Source organism: Actinoplanes ianthinogenes (assembly GCF_018324205.1).
GTDB lineage: Bacteria > Actinomycetota > Actinomycetes > Mycobacteriales > Micromonosporaceae > Actinoplanes > Actinoplanes ianthinogenes.
In genome coordinates, this window is the sequence record NZ_AP023356.1 from 539,159 (window position 1) to 556,384 (window position 17,226).

The window sequence follows — 17,226 nt, forward strand, 5'->3', positions numbered from 1 at the left end:
CATGGAAACCACCGATTACGCATTGGGCCGCACGGCCGAGGAATACGAACGCGTCCGGGCGCAGGCCCGGCTCTGGGAGCCCGACACCGCTCGGCTGCTCGACCGTCTCGGCGTCGGCGCCGGGGCACGCTGCCTGGACGCCGGTTGCGGTCCGGGTGAGACGATGCGCCACCTGAAGGATCGGGTCGGCCCGCACGGCACGGTGACCGGGCTCGACCTGGACACCGGGATGGCGGCGGCCGCCGAGGCCTACACCGGCTGCCGGGTGCTGATCCACGACGTCACCAAGGACGAGCCGATCCCCGGCGGCCCTTACAACCTGGTCTACGCGCGGCTGCTGCTGTTCCACACGCCGGATCAGGAGGCGGCGCTGGCCCGGCTCTGGGCGGCGGTCGGGCCCGGCGGGCACCTGCTGGTGCAGGACTACGACCTGCGTACGGTCGGCGTGGTGCCCTCGCTCGACATCGCCGAGCGGATGAGCGGCGTGGTGACGCAGGCGTTCGGGGCGGCCGGGTGCGACGTGCGGGCCGGCAGCCGGTTGCCGTACCTGATGGCCCGGGCCGGGATCGGCGCGCCGGACGGCACCGACGTCGCCGGACGGCTCGTCCCGGCCGCGGCCGGCACCCCGATCCTGGAAAGCGTCTACCGCAGCCTGCTGCCGGTCGCCATCGCCAACGGCATCACCACCCCGGCCGAGTCGGAGCGCTCGATCGCGACGCTGCACGCCGAGACCGCTGCGCACCCGGACCGGCACGTGCTGCTGCCGCTGCTCAACGGGGCCTGGAAGAAGAAATGACCGACACTCTGGACGTCGAACGGGTCCGCGCGCACTTCGACTTCGCGCGGACCGGGCGGGTGGTCACCAACAACGCCGCCAGCACCCAGCCGCCGCGGGAGCTGGTCGAGCTGTACCGGGACCTGGTCCCCTGGTACGAGAACGTGCACCGGGGCCAGTCCGCCGCCTCCCTGTACACCACCGAGCTGTTCGAGACGGCGCACGACACCATCGCCGACTGGCTCGGCGCACCCGACCGGACCTGGCCGCGGTCCGCCGGGTCGCGGCCGGCAGCGGGTACCGCCAGCCGACCGGCGAGTGCCGGTCACTGCTGCTGGTCGACGCCGCGCAGCTGGTGCCGTCCGCGGCGGTCGACGTGCGGGCGCTCGGCGTGGACTTCCTGGCCTTCTCGTTCCACAAGCTGCTCGCGCCGTTCGGGTCCGGGGTCCTCTACGGCCGCGCCGACCTGCTCCAGGCGGCACTTCCTTTTCTGTACGGCGGGGACATGGTCGCCGAGGGTGGCGTCACCGCCGGGCACGTCACCTACAACCGGCTGCCGTGGAAGTACGCGGCCGGCACCCCGAACGTCCTCGGCGTGATCGTCTCGGCCCAGGCGCTGCGGCTGCTGGCCGACCTGGTCGTCCCCGCGTCGCGCGGGTACTTCCGCAGCAACCGGCCGCTGCCGCGGAGCACGATCGAGGAGACGATGCGGCGGGTCGGGTCGCACACCCGCGACTTGACCGCGCGAGCGCTGGATGCCGTACGCCACATCGACGGCCTGATCCTGCACGGCCCGGACCACGCGGCGGACCGTGCCCCGCTGATCGCCTTCAACCTGGTCGGGCGCAGCCCGGCGAGCGTGGCCGAGGCCCTGGACCGGCACGGCGTGGAGTCCCGGGCCGGCTGCCACTGCGCGACCCTGGCGCACCACGCGCTCGGCCTCGACCCGCCGGCCAGCTGCCGGCTGAGCTTCGCCGTCTACAACACCGTCGAGGACGTCGATCGCGCGACCGGCGCCCTGCACCGCGTCAGTCGAGCTGGACGCGGTCCATTAGCCCGGCTGCGGTGAACGCCTTGACCAGCGCGTCGTGGCCCTCGGTGAAGTGCGCCCAGCTGTTGAAGTGCACCAGCACGATCTGCTGGGCGCCGAGGATCCGGGCGGCCTCGGCGGCCTGCTCGCTGTCCAGGGTGAGCAGTGCGCCGTCGAACAGCCCGGTGCGCACCGCGCCCGCGAAGATCAGCGCGGTGCCGATCGGGCCGAACCGCTCGGCGATCTCCTCGACCCGCTCCAGCGACGCGTTGTCGCCGCTGACGTAAACCGGCTGCGATCCGTCGGCGGTCAGAACAAAACCGGTCACCTCGCCGGTGATCGGCTCGCAGCCCTCCGGGCCGTGCCGGGCCGGGACGGCGGTCACGGTCACCGCGCCCAGCGTGATCGACTCCCAGGGTGCCAGGCCGCGGGCGGTGCCGCCGAGCCGCTGCGCGCCGTCCGGGGTGGTCAGGGTGAGCGGCACGTCGGCGAGGAGGGCGCGGCCGGAGTCGTCCAGGTTGTCGGCGTGCTGGTCGTGCGAGAGCAGGACCGCGTCGATCGGCTGGTCGGGGCGGCCGGACGACGGCGCGAGCTTGGTCAGCTTGGTGCCGCTCGGGGAGACGTAGTCACCGGGCTCGTCGAATGTCGGGTCGGTGAGAAAGCGCAGGCCACCGTATTCGAAGAGCGCGGTCGGGCCACCGAACGTCTGCACAGTGATCATGTCAACCTCACGGATAGATGTGCTGTCATCCGTGAGGCTAGTTGTTTGTCACGGATAAGCGCAAGGCGTACCGTGAGGTTCGTGATCGACAGGGCACCCGGCGCGGACCTGCACCCCGGCCTCGACGTGGCCAACAGCCGCCTGGCCATCCCCGGGCAGCCGGCGCTCGACCTGCTGGAGAGCCCCGAGGCGGCCACCCGGTGGCTGATCGATCGCGGACTCGCTCCGGCCGACGCCGTGCTGCACGAGATCTGCGCGGAGCGGCTGCGGGACATGCGGGCGCGGATCCGGGAGCTGTTCGAGGCGCACGTGCGGCAGACCGCTCCCCCGCCGGCCGCGCTCGCCGCGATCAACGCGGCGATGACCCGGGTGCCGACCGCCGCCGAGCTGCGCTGGGATCCGGATCGAGGGCTGCACCGGGCGACGCCACACCCGACCGATCAGGTGGTGGACCGGGCGCTCGGCGTGCTCGCGGCTGACGTGGCCGACCTGCTGACCAGCGCGGAGGCTTCCCGGCTGGCCGCCTGCGACTCGCCTCCGTGCGTGCGGTTCCTGCTGCGTGGCGGTCGGCGGCAGTGGTGCTCGGTGCGCTGCGGCGACCGGGCCCGGGCCGCGCGCGCCTACGCCCGGAAATCTCACTGACCGCTTGCGCCTCACGCGACGTCAGGCTGGATAGTCCTCGGTGTGGCAGAGCACCTGACCGTGGGCCGCGTCGCGGAGCTGACCGGCGTCAGCGTCCGCACCCTGCACCACTACGACGAGATCGGCCTCGTGCACCCGTCCGCCCGGACACCGGCCGGATACCGGGCCTACGCGGCGGCCGACGTGGAGCGGCTGCGGGAGGTGCTCGCCTATCGGCGGCTGGGCTTCGCGCTGCGCGAGATCGCGGACCTGGTCGACGACCCGGCCGTCGACGCGATCGGCCGGCTGCACCGGCTGCGCGGCCTGGTGCTGGACCGGCGCGACCGGGCGGCGGCCATGGTGACGGCCATCGACCGGGAACTTCAGGCCCGGGCAATGGGGATCGAGACGACACCGGAGGAGAAGCTCACGATGATCGGCGCGCAGCTCTACGACACCATCGGGTCCGCCTACCCGGCGACGCGGCGGACCGAGCCGCGGATCGCCGCGCGGGTCTGGGACGCGCTCGGCGACGCCCGGACGGTCCTCAACGTGGGGGCCGGCACCGGCAACTACGAGCCGGTCGACCGCGAGGTCACGGCGGTGGAACCATCGGCGGTGATGCGGGCCCAGCGCCCGGTCGGCGCGGCGCCGTGCGTGGCCGCAGGCGCGGAGCGGCTGCCGTTCGAGGACCAGTCGTTCGACGCCGCGATGGCGTTCAGCACCGTTCATCACTGGCACGATCCGATCGCCGGGCTGCGCGAGATGCGGCGGGTGGCCCGGCGGGTGGTGGTGTTCACCCACGACGCCAGCGAGGCCGGCTGGCTGCGCCGGTTCTGGCTCACCCGCGACTACCTGCCCGAGGCCGGCACGCTGGTCCGCGGGCGGCCACCGGTGGAGCGGCTGGCCGAGGAGATCGGGGCCCGGATCGAGCCGGTGCTGATTCCGTGGGACTGCGCCGACGGGTTCTTCGAGGCGTATTGGCGGCAGCCCGAGGCGTACCTGGAGGAACGGGTCCGCCGCGCGGTGTCGATCTGGACGCGGGTGGGGCCGGAGGCGGAGCGGCGGGCGGTGGCCGGGCTGCGCGACGACCTCGCCTCGGGGCGGTGGGCCGAGCGCAACCGTGAGCTGCTCGCCCTGGACGCGGCGGAGCTCGGCCTCCGCCTGCTGGTGGCGACCTAGAGGCTGATCGGGCGCTCGAAGAAGGTCTCCAGGACGACCACGGTCTGGGTGCCGGTGACGCCGTCGATCGTGTAGATCTCGCGCAGGGTGGCCTGGAGTTGCTCGGTCGTCGCGGTGCGGATCTTCACGACCAGGGACGACGTGCCGGCGACCACGTGCGCCTCCTGGATCGCCGGGATGGCCAGCAGCGACTCCCTGGTCGGCGCGTCACCCATCCAGGCGTTGGCGTCGATCATCACGTAGGCGGCCACCCCGCGGTCGACGGCGGCCGGATCGACCTCGATCGTCGTCCGGCGGATCACTCCGCGGTCACGCAGTTTGCGGACCCGGTCGTGCGCCGACGCCGCGGACAGACCCACGGCGCGGCCGAGCTCCGCGTACGACCGCGTCGCGTCCTCCTGCAACTGCACCACCAGCTGCCGATCGATCTCGTCCATCCGTGCTCCTGATGACATTCGGCTATTCGAGATTCTGACCATATCAGGTTAGGCTCCGGCCATGATCACTACCGAATTCGTGATGCTCGACGAACGGTTCCGCTACCTCGACGGCGACTTCGTGGTGGAGCGCCTGCACACCGGCGACCGCAAGACCGAGGGACCCGCCTACTTCCCGGCCGGGCGCTACCTGGTGTGGAGCGACATCCCGAACAACCGGCTGATGCGGTGGGACGAGACCACCGGCGCGGTCGGGGTCTTCCGGGCCGACTCCGGTCACGCCAACGGCAACACCGTCGACGCGCAGGGCCGCCTGGTCACGTGTGAGCAGGGGAACCGCCGGGTGACGCGTACCGAGCACGACGGGACGATCACCGTGCTCGCCGACGCGTACCGGGGCAAACGGCTCAACAGCCCGAACGACGTGGTGGTCCGCTCCGACGGCACGATCTGGTTCACCGACCCGGTCTACGGCATCGCCAGCGACTACGAGGGGCACCGGGCCGAGAGCGAGTTCGGCGGTGACTGCTACGTGTTCCGGCTCGACCCGGCCACCGGCGACCTGCGGATCGTCGCCGACGACTTCTGCCGGCCCAACGGGCTCGCCTTCTCCCCCGACGAGCAGCGCCTCTACATCGCCGACACCCGGCAGGAGCCGAGCCACCTGCGGGTCTTCGACGTGCTCGCGGACGGCTCGCTGGGCGGCGGGGAGATCTTCGCGACCTGCGACTTCGGGCGGTTCGACGGGCTGCGCGCCGACTCCGAGGGGCGAATCTGGGCGGCGGCCTGGGACGGCGTGCACTGCTTCGCCCCGGACGGGACATTGATCGGTAAGCTGCTGGTGCCGGAGCCGGTCGCCAACCTGACGTTCGGTGGCCCGGCGCTCAACCACCTGTTCATCACCGCGGGGACCTCGGTGTACACCCTGCGGGTCACGTTCAACGGAGCCCGCTGATGATCGCGCAGGAACTGCACGTCGCCGCCGAGTTCGACGCCGCCCGGGAGATCGAGCGGCGGGTCGGCTTCCTGGCCGAGGCGCTGATCAGCACCGGCGCACGCAGCCTGGTCCTGGGGATCAGCGGCGGCGTCGACTCGTCCACCGCCGGGCGGCTCTGCCAACTGGCCGCCGACCGGGTCCCCTCGGCGGAGTTCATCGCGATGCGCCTTCCGTACGGTGTTCAGCTCGACGAGTCCGACGCGCAGGCGGCCCTGGAGTTCATCCAGCCGGATCGGGTGCTGACGGTCGACGTACGGCCCGCCGCGGACGCGGCACTCCAGGCGCTCCTCGACGCGGGCCTGACCACCCGGGACGCGGCTGAGCAGGACTTCGTGCTGGGCAACATCAAGGCGCGGGAGCGGATGATCGCCCAGTACGCGGTGGCCTCGGCCACCCGCGGGCTGGTGGTGGGGACCGATCACGCGGCGGAGGCGGTCACCGGGTTCTTCACCAAGCACGGCGACGGGGCGGCGGATCTGGTGCCGCTGGAGGGCTTGACCAAGCGGCGGGTGCGGGCGGTGGCGGCGGCGCTGGGCGCGCCGGAGTCGCTGGTCAAGAAGATGCCGACCGCGGATCTGGAATCCCTCCGGCCCGGGATCGCCGACGAAGAGGTCCTAGGCTTTTCGTACGACCAGATCGACGACTTCCTGGAGGGCAAGCCGGTCCCGGCGGCCGTGGCAGCGGCCATCGAGAGCCGTTACCAGCAGACGGCGCACAAACGGGCTCTTCCCCGAGGCCCCCACTAAGCGCCCGGCCCGCCTGCACCTTTCCGCCCAGCCGCTCCCCCATTCCCCGCTCCTTGCCGTCCGGCCCACAACCGCACCCGGCACGTCTCTGCCCAGCTCACACCGCACCCACCCTGCCGCTCAGCTCGCCGCGGTGTCCCGCACGTTCCCATCCAGCCCGCCACACGCCGTCCGCGCCGCCACCGCAGGCACCCCCGCACCCACCGGCACCGCAGACACCACCGTCCACTCCGCGCCCCCGGCCCACGCGCGTCCCCACCCACGGGCACCGCAGACACCACGGCCGCCCACTCCGCGCCTCACCCCACGCACCTCCCCACCCACCGGCATCTCAGACACCACCGCATCCCGGCACCGGAGACACCACGGCCCCCTGCGCGCGCTCACCCCACGCACCGCAGACACCACGCCGCCCACTGCGTGCCCTCACCCCACGCACCTCGGATCCCAGACACCACGCCGCCCGGTCCGCGCCCCTCCGTCGGCTGGCGCATTGTCCGCGTCCTGCGCCTCCCTTCCCGGCTCGCACCGCACGCACCTTGCCGCCCCAGCAAGCACCCGCCCCTGCCGCCGGAACCCCGCGTCTTCCGGCCCATCCCCAGGCATGCCCGGCGACGAAGAGCCGCGAGCCATCCGCACGGCTCGGTACGCATGCCAACGTGCCGCGGTCGCTCCCCATCACATCAACCACCTCGCCGGCCTCCCGGACCCGCGAATACCGCTGGTTACCAAACCATCCCCAAGCCACACGGTCCTTTCTCGGCGGCAGTCGGATTTGCGGAAGATTGGTGTTGGAATTTCTTTGTTTTGGCATGATCAAATACTGACGTGGCGGACTGATGGGCGGGGACAATGGATTCATGAGGCAGTTGTCGCTGTTCGGCCGGAAAGAAATCGCGCAGATGCGGGATCGGACCGCGTCGCGCAATTATTCACCTGTCAAGGATGAATTCCGTCGCGAGCAGCAGCGGCGCCGCGATTGGGGTCTGCGGTGCCGGCACGCCGAGAAGTTGCGACACCTCGCGGAGCGTCGCGCGCTCGCGTCCGCCACCGCAAATGATCCGGTCCAGCCCACGGACGCCGCGGTTCGACCACCGGCAATGCACTCTCTTACCCCGTCAGCGAGACCACGGCCGCTGCGGCAGACATCGCAAGCGGCGCCCCGGCCCGCACCGCAAGCCGCACCCGAGGCCCCACCCCAACCCGCGCCCCAGCCCTCACCGCAGGCCGCACCCGAGGCCGCACCACAGGCCGCACCGCAGGCCACGCCCCGGCCCTCACCGCAGGCCGCACCCGAGGCCGCACCGCAGGCCGCGCCCCAGCCCGCACCGCAGGCCACGCCCCAGCCCGCACCGCAAGCCGCACCGCAGGCCGCACCGCAGACCGCACCGCAGGCCACGCCCCAGCCCCCACCGCAGACCGCACCCCAGGCCGCACCACAGGCCACGCCCCAATCCCCACCGCAGACCGCACCCCAGGCCGCACCGCAGACCGCACCCCAGCCCTCACCGCAGACCGCACCCCAGCCCTCACCGCAGGCCGCACCCGAGGCCGCACCGCAGGCCACGCCCGAGGTCGCGCCGCAAGCCGCACCCGAGGCCGCGCCCCAGGCGATTCCGACACTCGCGCGGCGGGCCGTGTCCCAGGCGGCTCCCATACTCACGCTGCAGGCCACGCCACAAGCGGCACCGACACTCACGCCGCACGCCGCGCCCCAAGCGACTTCAAGCCCCACGCCGGAGCCCACCCCACAAGTCGCAACCCCGACCGCGCCGCAGCCCGCACCGGACGCGGCACGCCACGTAGCTCCGAAGCTCACACCGCGACTCGCGCCCCAGTCCCCACCTCAACATCACACCGCCCTGAAAGACACCCCGGATCGCGATGCCTTGCGAGTATTGTCGGGCCAGGATGCATTTTCATCGAATGAGGTTTATCGCGGCAGTTCGGTGGTTGAGGCGGAACTCAATGTCACCCCGACCCAAAGGGCTAGCGGAAATCCCTGTCGAGCCGCCAGGGTCAAATCACATAAACCTCAGATGATTTCATCGCCGGGCCACGACGAGCGAAACAATGCGTTCCCGATTGAAATCTTTTCAAGCAGGCAAAGATACGGGTTAGCGAGCCGCAAGGAAAGTCCAGCCGCGGGCACAGCCGGGTCCCGGGACGGCCGGAGCGGGAGCACGGCCGCAGCACACGCGCCGCCGGAGCGGGTGGAGGGATTCCGAGCACGGGCTCACGGTTCGGGAAGAGTGGCCGATGGGTGCAATATGAGTGTCGGGTTCCGGGAGCGGCTGGACGGCCAGTCGCTGGAGCTGCTTGCGCATGCCTTCGGTCGCAGCCCTGTGCCCAAGCTCGTGCTCAGCCTGATGCCGGACGAGTATGGGCAGTTCATCACCGTCAACGATGCGTTCTGCGAGCTTGTCGGGTATTCGCGCGACGAGCTGGTGGGGCGGTCCTGTCTGATTCTGCTGGACGAGGAGAACCTGGGGCCGGTGATGGCGGCCTTCGACGCGATGGTTCGTGGGGAGCGGACCGTGGTGGCGATGGAGCGGGTTCTGGTGCGGCAGGACGGGTCCCGGGTCTGGGTGTTCAGCCAGAACGTGATGGTGCGGGACCGGGCCGGGCGGCCTTTTCTGGTGGCGGAGGTGGTGGAGAGCAGCAGCCGGCCGGCGCTCGCGGACAGCGAGGCCCGGTTCCGGACGTTGGTGGACTCCTCGCCGATCGGGATGGCCGTGCTCAACACCGATGGCGCCTGGCTGCGGGTGAATCCGGCGGTGGCGGCGCTGCTCGGGTACACCGGGGCGGAGCTGGCCGCGCTGACGCTCGGGACGGTGACGCATCCGGACGATTCCGCGGACTGTGCGGCGATGTTGCGGGATCTGGCGAGCGAGGCGAGCGCCGGGTTCGAGGGGCGGTCCCGGCTTGTGCGCAAGGACGGCGAGGTCATCTGGTGCCGGCTGTCGGTGACGCCGTTGCGGTCGGAGTCCGGGGCGCCGCTGCAACTGCTCGCTCAGCTGGCCGACGTGACCGCCGAGCAGCGCGGTCAGGAGTTGATCGCCGCCGCTCAGCAGCGGCTGGAGCGTAGTGAGCGGCAGTTCGCCGAGGTGGCGGACAACAGCCCGATCGCACGGATCGTGATCGGGCTGCGGGGCGACGAGCGCGGGCGGATCATCCTGACCAACCCGGCGTTCTGCCGGCTGTTCGGGTTCACCGACGCGGAGGCCGTCGGGATGCCCTTCCAGGTGTTGCAGCACGGGGATGCCGGGGAGCTGGACCGCAACCTGGACCGGATGGCGTCCGGCGAGCGCACCCGCGGGCAGGGCGAGCTCACCCTGCACCGCAAGGATGACACCCCGCTCACGGTGGCCGCGCACACCTCGGTGATCGCCGACGAGCACGGCCCGGCCACCGCGGTGGTGCAACTGCTCGACGTGACCGCGGAGCGGGCCGCGCGGCGGGCCGCCGGGGATGCCGCCGAGCGGGAGGTGCGCCGGCTGCGCGGCACCCTCGCGGTGCAGCGGGCGGTGACCGCGGCGGCGACCGACCGGGACTCGGCCGTGCGGGCCGTGGCCGACCGGGCGGTCGAGCTGTTCCCGGCAGCGGATGGGGCCGCTGTCGAGTTGGTCGAGGGCGACCAGTTGGCCTACGTCGCGACGGCCGGCACCCTGGCGCCGTTCACCGGCACCCGGATCCCGCGGGCCGGGTCGCTGAGCGGGATCGCGCTGGCCACCGACGCGCCCGCGCACTGCCCGGACACCAGACACGACGCGCGGGTCAATCAGAGCATGTGCGAGCAGCTCGGGATCGGCGCCATGCTGATCGCGCCGCTGCACGCGGAGAACGACGTGATCGGTGTGCTGAAGGTGGCGGCCGGCGCGGCGAACGTCTTCGACGACACCGACGAGCAGCAACTCGCGCTGCTCGCCGACAGCCTGAGCGCGGCGCTCCAGCACGCCGACGACGCCAGCCGCAACGCCGAACTGCTGAACGAGCGCACCCGGGCGCTGGCCGAGCTGTCGATCAGCGAGCAGCGGTTCCGGCTGACCTTCGACAACTCGCCGCTCGGGCTCACCCTGTGCAGCCTGCGGCCCACCGACTTCGGGCGCTATCTCCAGGCCAGCCCGGCGATGACGACGATCACCGGGTACACGCCGGACGAGCTGACCGGGATGACGTTCGCCGACCTGACCCATCCGGACGACGTGGCGAGCACCCGCGAGTATGCCCGCCGGTTCGTCGCCGGCGAGCTGGACACGGTCAGCCTGGAGCGCCGCTACCTGCACAAGGACGGCCGCACCATCTGGGTCACGCTGCGCGTCGCGGTGGTCCGTGACGACGACGCCCAGGTCCGGTACGCGGTGATCCAGGTCGAGGACGTGACCGCGGCCCGCGAGGCGGACGCGCAGCTGCGCCGCTCCGCCCGGCTGTTCGAGCTGATCCCGGCCGCGGTGATCGTCCGCGATCTGGACGGCACGATCCGCTGGTGGAACGACGGCGCGACGCGCCTTTACGGCTGGCCGCTGGCGGCGGCCACGGGCAAGTCCGCCCACCGGTTGCTGCACACCACTTTTCCGTACGAGGGGGGCGCCGCCGAGCAGCAGGAGTCCCTGCGCCGCGACGGGTACTGGAACGGGCACCTGGACCACATCACCGCGGACGGGCGTACCGTCAATGTCCTGAGCCGTCAGGTGTTGCACCACCCGGACCCGGACAACGCGCAGGTCCTCGAGGTGAACTCGGACGTGACCGCGGCCCGGGCCGCGGAGCGGGCCCTGGCCGAGAGTGAGGCGCGGCTGCGCGCCCAGTTCGCCAACACCGGCGTCGGTCAGGTCATCTCGGCCCTGGACGGCACGCTGATCAGCGCGAACCGGACCTACGCCGCGATGATCGGCCGCGCCCCGGAGGAGCTGCTCGGCCGGCACGACCACGAGCTGGTGCACCCGGACGACATGGTCGAGCACCGGCGGCTGCTGGCCGGCCTGTTCGCCGGGGAGAGCGACGCCTACACCACCGAGGCCCGGCTGGCGCACGCCGACGGCCACTGGGTGCCGGTCGAGTGGACGATCTCGCTGGTCCGGGACCCGGCCGGGCACCCGAAACTGCTGGTCGGGGTGCTCACCGACATCACCGCGCGGCGCGCCGCCGAGCAGGCCCGGGACGCGGCCGCCGGCGCCCTCGCCGAGCGCAACACCGAGCTGGAGGCGGCCAACCAGCTGAAACTCGACATCATCGGGATGCTCGGGCACGAGATCGGCAACCCGCTGACGTCGATCCGCGGCAACGCGGAGATCCTCACCGACGACTGGCCGGCGCTCTCCGACGAGCGCCGGGGGCGGGCCATCGACGCGATCGCCCGGCAGGCCCACACCCTGGACGAGATCGTCCAGGAGGTCCTCGCCATGGTCACCATCGAGTCCGGCAAGATCCGCGCCGAGCGGCGGGCGCTGCGCCTGCGGGAGGAGATCGACCGGGCGCTGTGGGCGGTCGACGCCGCCGAGTCGATCCCGGTCGGCGGCCCGGATCCGGAGGTGCTCTGCCATCCCGGCCATCTTCAGCAGATCCTGGTGAACCTGCTGTCGAACGCCCGCAAGTACGGCGGCGGCGCCACCGCGGTCCGGGTGTCAGCCATGCCCGGCCTCGTCGAGATCACGGTCGAGGACGACGGTCCCGGTGTCCCGGAGGAGTTCCGGGACCGTCTGTTCGAGCGGCTGGCCCGCGCCGACCGGGACGCCGCCGCGGTCAAGGGCACCGGCCTGGGCCTGTACATCGTGCGCGGGCTGGCCCAGGCCAATCACGGCGACATCCGCTACGAGCCGAATCCGGCCGGCGGCTCCCGGTTCATCCTTTCTCTGGAATCACCAGGATCTGCCCGGGGATGATCCGGTCCGGGTCGTCGATCACGTCCCGGTTCGCCTTGAAGATCGCCGGCCATTTGCTCGCGCTGCCCAGCTGCGCCTTGGCGATGCTGCTGAGGGTGTCGTTCTTCTTCACCGTGTACAGCTTCGGGATGGTGCCGACCGGTGTGGTCGGCGGCAGGGCGAGCACCTGGCCGGGGAAGATCTGGTTCGGGTTGCGGATGATCGCCCGGTTCAGCAGGTAGATCTGCGGCCACCGGTCGGCGTTGCCGAGCTCCGCCTTGGCGATCCCGGCGAGCGTGTCACCCTTCTTCACCTTGTACGTCCGCGGCTTGGGCGCCGTCCCGCCGAGCACCCCCGCGAAACGCAGCAGATCGGCCAGCTCGAACGTGCCCGCCTTGGCGGCCGGCAGATGCGGTTTCCATCCGGCCTGCCGCAGGATCGAGTCCTGGCTGCGGCGGACCAGGCCGATCAGCACCTCGGCGACGAGCGTGCTGCCGACCGGGCCGAGCCGCTGCCCGTTGTGGAAGTGCGCGGCTTCCGCCAGCACGTAGTACCAGAGCGGGGTGCGTGACTCGAAGCCGCCGGCGGTCAGCGCCGCGACCTGCTTCGCGTCACCGGCGGCGGCCAGCACCTCGTCCTTGCTGAGCACCGGCAGGTCGAGCAGGTGCGCGACGGCCTGGCCGGTGGGCAGCCGCATCCGGTAGCCGCGCAGCAGGTTGCGCACCGGCAGCCGGGCCGCGTCCGGCGGGGTCTCGGTCTCCCCGGTCAGCGTGCGCAGCCCGAACAGCGCCTCGTCGTCCTTGGTGGCGATGTTGGTGTCGAGTCGGCGGGCGTTCGAGACGTTCGGGCCGGTCCCGATGACGTTCTCCCACTCGATGATCCAGTTCTCCGGGATCGTCTTGAAGTCGCCCACCTCCCCGCTCAGCGCGGTGAAGGTGAACAGCAGTCCCAGGCTGGCCGGCACGCCGCCGTGCAGGTTGAAGTTGAGGTTGAAGTTGTAGGCGGCGCGGACCATCGTGTGCCCGAGCCGGTATCCGGCGAAGGAGAACTCCAGCGGCATCCGGAACGGCTCGGCGGCCGGGTTGAACCAGCGGTTGCCGTGGCTGACGATGTCGTCCACGACGGCCGGCTCGGCGATCCGCTTGAGGAAGTCGTGCACCACGATGTGCTGGTAGTGCTGGCGCAGTGTCCGGCTCGCGTCGTTGAACGACAGCCCCTGGGCGACCAGCGCGTTGTGCGCCTTGAGGAAGGCGACGTGCAGCTGGGCCACGATCAGGTTCTCGTCGTTGCGCGGGTCGCCGATCAGCGCCGCCCGGTCGTGCTCGATGTTGCCGGGGGCGGCCGGCTCGCGCGGCAGGTCGTTGTCGTCGGTCTTGCCCGGCGGACGCTTGAACGGCGGCTGGGTGTTGTCGGTGAGGGTGGTGACCTTGCCCAGCTTCATCTTGGCGGCGTTCTTCGGATCCCGGGGGCCGGCGCGCCGTAGACGCTGTCCAGGTCGAGGTTCCCGGTCCGGATGTTGCGGACGGCGCCGCGGATGTCGGCGAGCGACAGCGGCGTCAGGCTGTCGGCGAGCAGCTCGGCCACCGTCGCGGACCCGGACTCCAGCGTGATGTCGTGGTCGACGAACTGCCCGAAGTACGTGTACGCCGCCGGGATCGGGCTGTCCGCGCCGGGCGTGTCGACGTCGACCATGCTCGCCCCGAGCTTTTTCAGCAGCGCCGGCATGGTGGCGGTCTGCGGCAACAGGTTCGCGTCGTCCTCCTGCAACGTGGGGAACAGGAAGTCGAAGCTGTGCGAGTCGATCGGCTTGGTGAGGGCGAATCGGGCTGGTGATTGGGCGGTGAACTCGGCGAGGTCACCCGACGCCTGGTTCAGTTCCTCTTCGGTGACCATCCGCCCGTGCAGGAGACGTGGCATGACCGTTCCCTTCCCCGTAGAAGTCGCGGCATTGACCGGTGACGATCCTGGCCACCATAGGCCGGTCATCCGGACGGGTGAGTCAGAAACCAGACAAACACCATGATCAGGAAATCTGGGGACGATCCGCGAGGCCCGCATTCTGCAACAAACCTGCAAATGCAAATTGTTGACTCCCGTCTCGCGACGGTGAGAGATTCGGACGCGTCCCCGAAAACCGCCGGCGCGCCATCCCCTTTTGTTGCTGCAAATAATGCGGCCCGCGAATTGCCGGCGGGATCTCTTTGTGACAGGAGATAAATCGCATGGCACCATCCGTACGCGCGCGCCGCCTGGCCGGTGCGAGCGCCCTGATCACCCTGGTCACGGCGGGTCTCGCGGTGGCCGTGGGCACCGCCGAGGCGGCCACCGCGTTCAGCGCCGACTTCGAGTCCGGATCGGCCACCGGCTGGTCGAAATCGGGCGGCACCTGGTCGATCGTCACCGACGGCAGCAAGGTGTTGCAGCAATCGGACACCACCAGCCAGCGGGCCCGCGAATTCGGCGGCACCAGCTCCTGGACCAACTATTCGGTGCAGGCGCGGGTCAAGGCGACCGCGTTCGGCTCCAGCAGCGGGGTGGTGGCGCTGACCGCCCGGGCGGCCGGGGCCACCAAGATGTACCGGCTGTCGCTGACCGGCGCCGGCAAGGTGCAGCTGGAGACGATGAACGGCAGCAGCGTGTCGGTTCTGGCCAGCCGCGCCCAGACCATCTCCGCCAGCACGTTCTACACGTTGAGGCTGACGGTCGACGGCAGCACGATCAGCGGCTCGATCGACGGGACCAGCGTCGGCTCGGCCACCGACTCCACGATCACCTCCGGGCGGATCGGGCTGCTCACCGAGTACGCGGCCGGCCGGTTCGACGACGTCGTGGTGGACGACGGCGGGACCGGCACGCCGACGTCCAGCCCGACCAGCCCGCCCGGTCCGTCCGCGTCGGCCAGCACGCCGCCGGTCACCGGCGCGCTCTACGTGTCCCCCACCGGAACCGACAGCGCGGCCGGCACCCCGTCCGCGCCCACGACGCTGACCTCGGCGATCACCCGGATCGGCGCGGGCGGCACGATCTACCTGCGCGGCGGGACGTACTCCTCCGCGCAGACGGTCACCATCGCGGCCGGCAACAACGGCACGCCGGGCGCGCTCAAGACGCTCTCGGCGTACCCCGGAGAAGTTCCGGTCTTGAATTTCTCGGCACAGAGTGAGGACCCGGCGGCCCGCGGGCTGGCCGTGAACGGCAACTACTGGCACCTTTACGGCATCGTGGTCGAACGCGCCGGCGACAACGGCATCTTCGTCGGCGGCAGCAACAACGTCATCGAGCGCACGGTGACCCGGTTCAATCGGGACAGTGGACTCCAGATCTCCCGGATCGCGTCGGACACACCCGCCGCGCAATGGCCGTCGAACAACCTGATCCTCAGCTCGGAATCGCACGACAACGCGGACTCCGACGGCGAGGACGCCGACGGTTTCGCGGCGAAACTGACCGTGGGCACCGGCAACGTGTTCCGCTACACGGTCTCGCACAACAACATCGACGACGGCTGGGACCTGTACACCAAGACCGACACCGGAGCGATCGGGCCGGTGACGATCGAGGACTCCCTGTCGTACGACAACGGCACGCTCACCGACGGCTCGCAGGCCGGGGCCGGTGACCGCAACGGCTACAAGCTGGGCGGCGAGGACATCGCGGTGAACCACATCGTGCGGCGCAGCATCGCGTACCACAACGGCAAGCACGGGTTCACCTACAACAGCAACCCGGGCTCGCTGACCATCTCGAACAACCTGAGCATCGACAACGGCCAGCGCAACTTCAACTTCGACGCCGGCACCTCGGTGTTCCGCAACAACACGTCCTGCCGATCCGGCAGTGGCACCAACGACCGGATCATCGGCGACTCGGACAGCTCGAACCAGTTCTGGTCCGGCACCAACGGCGCCCGCTGCGCGGCCTACAGCGGCGCCCTGGCCTGGTCCTACTCCTCCACCGGCGTCCTGGTGGTGACGATCGGCGGCAAGACCGTCTCGCTCTGAGACCGTGCGGGGCCGGTGCTGCGGAGCACCGGCCCCGCACCGATCAGGCCTTCGTGCCCTTCGCGGGAAGCTCGACGATCTCGCCGGCGGCCGGCGCGACGATCTCCGGGAACGCGGCGCCGAACTCGGTGAACAGCACGGTGTCGATGCCCTTGCCACCCATCTTCAGCGGCAGCGGCTGGCCGGTCGTCGCGATGTACAGCGCGCCATCCGACTCCGACTCGATCAACTCGATGACCGGACGGCCGTTGGAGATCGTCGTCTTGCCCTTGGTGAGCTTGCCACTCGGGGACAGGATTCCGCCGCCGGCCAGCCCCTCGAACATCGCGGTGGCCGACTTGTCGCCGGGTGCGGGCTTGAGCCACTTCGACGCCAGCACCTTGGCGCCCAGCTTCGCCGTCGCCGACTCGCCGACCACCATGGCCAGCAGGCTCTCGTCGGCCCGCAGATACTTCTGGCCGCCGACGGCGAGCATCTCGATCCGGCCGCCGGCCACGGTCATGCTGCCCAGCACGTCGTCGCCGGAGATCTTGAAGTCGACCTTCATCGGCTCGTCGTCCATCACGATCGTCCCGGCCATGTGGTACGACTTCGCGTCGGCGAGCGCCTGCTTGGCCCGGGCGAGGATCTCCTCGGCGGACAGTGCGGCGATCCCGTTGTCGGCCGGTGCGGACGACACGGCCGGCTTCGGCGGTTCCGCGGCCTTGGTGCAGCCGGCAAGCAGCAGGACAGCGGCGGTCAACACCGCGGCGACGGCTTTCACAGGTGGACTCTTCCCCCGGGAGCTGAATCGAAGAATGCCACTGTATCGTCCTGATGATCTTGACGGGGAACCAGGACCGGATATCTTGCTCG

General features: G+C 70.9%; 13 protein-coding genes and 1 pseudogene. 9 read left to right on the forward strand and 5 right to left on the reverse strand.

Features of this window, described 5'->3' with window-relative positions; translation table 11 throughout:
• Position 1: 1 nt before the first annotated feature.
• The 3 genes and pseudogenes from Aiant_RS02565 to Aiant_RS02570 all read left to right on the forward strand — a co-directional run bounded on the left by Aiant_RS02565 (position 2) and on the right by Aiant_RS02570 (position 1,844).
• Positions 2-796 carry a class I SAM-dependent methyltransferase gene (locus Aiant_RS02565; RefSeq protein ID WP_189330752.1) on the forward strand — a complete coding sequence of 265 codons (795 nt, stop codon included), beginning with the start codon at positions 2-4 and terminating at the stop codon, positions 794-796.
• Positions 793-972, forward strand: a pseudogene (locus Aiant_RS46975) (aminotransferase class V-fold PLP-dependent enzyme); the annotation flags it as partial. The gene Aiant_RS02565 and the pseudogene Aiant_RS46975, both read left to right, overlap by 4 nt.
• Before the next feature lie 158 nt (positions 973-1,130).
• Positions 1,131-1,844 carry an aminotransferase class V-fold PLP-dependent enzyme gene (locus tag Aiant_RS02570; RefSeq protein WP_342358069.1) on the forward strand — a complete coding sequence of 238 codons (714 nt, stop codon included), beginning with the start codon at positions 1,131-1,133 and terminating at the stop codon, positions 1,842-1,844.
• Here Aiant_RS02570 and Aiant_RS02575 read toward each other — a convergent pair.
• Positions 1,804-2,526, reverse strand: coding sequence for an MBL fold metallo-hydrolase (locus Aiant_RS02575; protein ID WP_189330753.1), 723 nt, complete (start codon positions 2,524-2,526; stop codon positions 1,804-1,806). The genes Aiant_RS02570 and Aiant_RS02575 overlap by 41 nt on opposite strands.
• Before the next feature lie 72 nt (positions 2,527-2,598).
• On the opposite strand from Aiant_RS02575, the gene Aiant_RS02580 reads away from it, so the two are divergent.
• Positions 2,599-3,168 carry a CGNR zinc finger domain-containing protein gene (locus Aiant_RS02580; RefSeq protein WP_189330754.1) on the forward strand — a complete coding sequence of 190 codons (570 nt, stop codon included), beginning with the start codon at positions 2,599-2,601 and terminating at the stop codon, positions 3,166-3,168.
• 42 nt (positions 3,169-3,210) lie between these two features.
• Positions 3,211-4,329 carry a MerR family transcriptional regulator gene (locus Aiant_RS02585; RefSeq protein ID WP_189330755.1) on the forward strand — a complete coding sequence of 373 codons (1,119 nt, stop codon included), beginning with the start codon at positions 3,211-3,213 and terminating at the stop codon, positions 4,327-4,329.
• Here Aiant_RS02585 and Aiant_RS02590 read toward each other — a convergent pair.
• Positions 4,326-4,766 (reverse strand): Lrp/AsnC family transcriptional regulator, encoded by a 441-nt coding sequence (locus Aiant_RS02590; RefSeq protein WP_189330756.1) that lies wholly within the window; start codon positions 4,764-4,766, stop codon positions 4,326-4,328. The two genes, Aiant_RS02585 and Aiant_RS02590, sit on opposite strands and share 4 nt — an antisense overlap.
• A 61-nt stretch (positions 4,767-4,827) precedes the next feature.
• Here Aiant_RS02590 and Aiant_RS02595 point away from each other — a divergent pair, with 61 nt between their 5' ends.
• The 3 genes from Aiant_RS02595 to Aiant_RS02605 all read left to right on the forward strand — a co-directional run bounded on the left by Aiant_RS02595 (position 4,828) and on the right by Aiant_RS02605 (position 12,391).
• A complete protein-coding gene (locus Aiant_RS02595) occupies positions 4,828-5,721 on the forward strand; it encodes an SMP-30/gluconolactonase/LRE family protein (RefSeq protein WP_189330757.1) in 894 nt (297 codons plus the stop codon).
• Positions 5,721-6,509, forward strand: coding sequence for an ammonia-dependent NAD(+) synthetase (nadE, locus tag Aiant_RS02600; RefSeq protein WP_189330758.1), 789 nt, complete (start codon positions 5,721-5,723; stop codon positions 6,507-6,509). Before Aiant_RS02595 ends, nadE begins: the two co-directional genes overlap by 1 nt.
• 2,270 nt (positions 6,510-8,779) lie before the next feature.
• On the forward strand, positions 8,780-12,391 hold the full coding sequence (locus tag Aiant_RS02605; protein WP_189330759.1) for a PAS domain S-box protein: 3,612 nt from the start codon (positions 8,780-8,782) through the stop codon (positions 12,389-12,391).
• On the opposite strand, the gene Aiant_RS02610 is transcribed toward Aiant_RS02605, so the two are convergent.
• Both Aiant_RS02610 and Aiant_RS02615 read right to left on the reverse strand, forming a co-directional pair.
• Entirely contained in the window at positions 12,351-13,811 is a 1,461-nt protein-coding gene (locus Aiant_RS02610; RefSeq protein WP_212846922.1) for a LysM peptidoglycan-binding domain-containing protein, read from the reverse strand. The two genes, Aiant_RS02605 and Aiant_RS02610, sit on opposite strands and share 41 nt — an antisense overlap.
• Complete coding sequence (locus Aiant_RS02615; protein ID WP_212846923.1) at positions 13,808-14,287, reverse strand: peroxidase family protein; 480 nt, start codon at positions 14,285-14,287, stop codon at positions 13,808-13,810. The genes Aiant_RS02610 and Aiant_RS02615 overlap by 4 nt, the downstream gene beginning before the upstream one ends.
• 305 nt (positions 14,288-14,592) lie before the next feature.
• Here Aiant_RS02615 and Aiant_RS02620 point away from each other — a divergent pair, with 305 nt between their 5' ends.
• The gene (locus tag Aiant_RS02620; protein WP_189330761.1) at positions 14,593-16,371 is read left to right on the forward strand and encodes a 3-keto-alpha-glucoside-1,2-lyase-like domain-containing protein; all 1,779 of its coding nucleotides are present in this window, start codon (positions 14,593-14,595) and stop codon (positions 16,369-16,371) included.
• 43 nt (positions 16,372-16,414) lie between these two features.
• On the opposite strand, the gene Aiant_RS02625 is transcribed toward Aiant_RS02620, so the two are convergent.
• The gene (locus Aiant_RS02625) at positions 16,415-17,134 is read right to left on the reverse strand and encodes a hypothetical protein (RefSeq protein WP_189330762.1); all 720 of its coding nucleotides are present in this window, start codon (positions 17,132-17,134) and stop codon (positions 16,415-16,417) included.
• Between the last annotated feature and the right edge of the window lie 92 nt (positions 17,135-17,226).

Bases quoted from the DNA above. Each gene is read 5' to 3' on its own strand.
- Aiant_RS02595 (WP_189330757.1), top strand. From the start codon at position 4,828: ATGATCACTACCGAATTCGTGATGCTCGACGAACGGTTCCGCTACCTC.
- Aiant_RS02565 (WP_189330752.1), top strand. From the start codon at position 2: ATGGAAACCACCGATTACGCATTGGGCCGCACGGCCGAGGAATACGAA.
- Aiant_RS02610 (WP_212846922.1), bottom strand. From the start codon at position 13,811: ATGAAGCTGGGCAAGGTCACCACCCTCACCGACAACACCCAGCCGCCG.
- Aiant_RS02620 (WP_189330761.1), top strand. From the start codon at position 14,593: ATGGCACCATCCGTACGCGCGCGCCGCCTGGCCGGTGCGAGCGCCCTG.
- Aiant_RS02590 (WP_189330756.1), bottom strand. From the start codon at position 4,766: ATGGACGAGATCGATCGGCAGCTGGTGGTGCAGTTGCAGGAGGACGCG.
- Aiant_RS02605 (WP_189330759.1), top strand. From the start codon at position 8,780: ATGAGTGTCGGGTTCCGGGAGCGGCTGGACGGCCAGTCGCTGGAGCTG.
- Aiant_RS02615 (WP_212846923.1), bottom strand. From the start codon at position 14,287: ATGCCACGTCTCCTGCACGGGCGGATGGTCACCGAAGAGGAACTGAAC.
- Aiant_RS02575 (WP_189330753.1), bottom strand. From the start codon at position 2,526: ATGATCACTGTGCAGACGTTCGGTGGCCCGACCGCGCTCTTCGAATAC.
- nadE (WP_189330758.1), top strand. From the start codon at position 5,721: ATGATCGCGCAGGAACTGCACGTCGCCGCCGAGTTCGACGCCGCCCGG.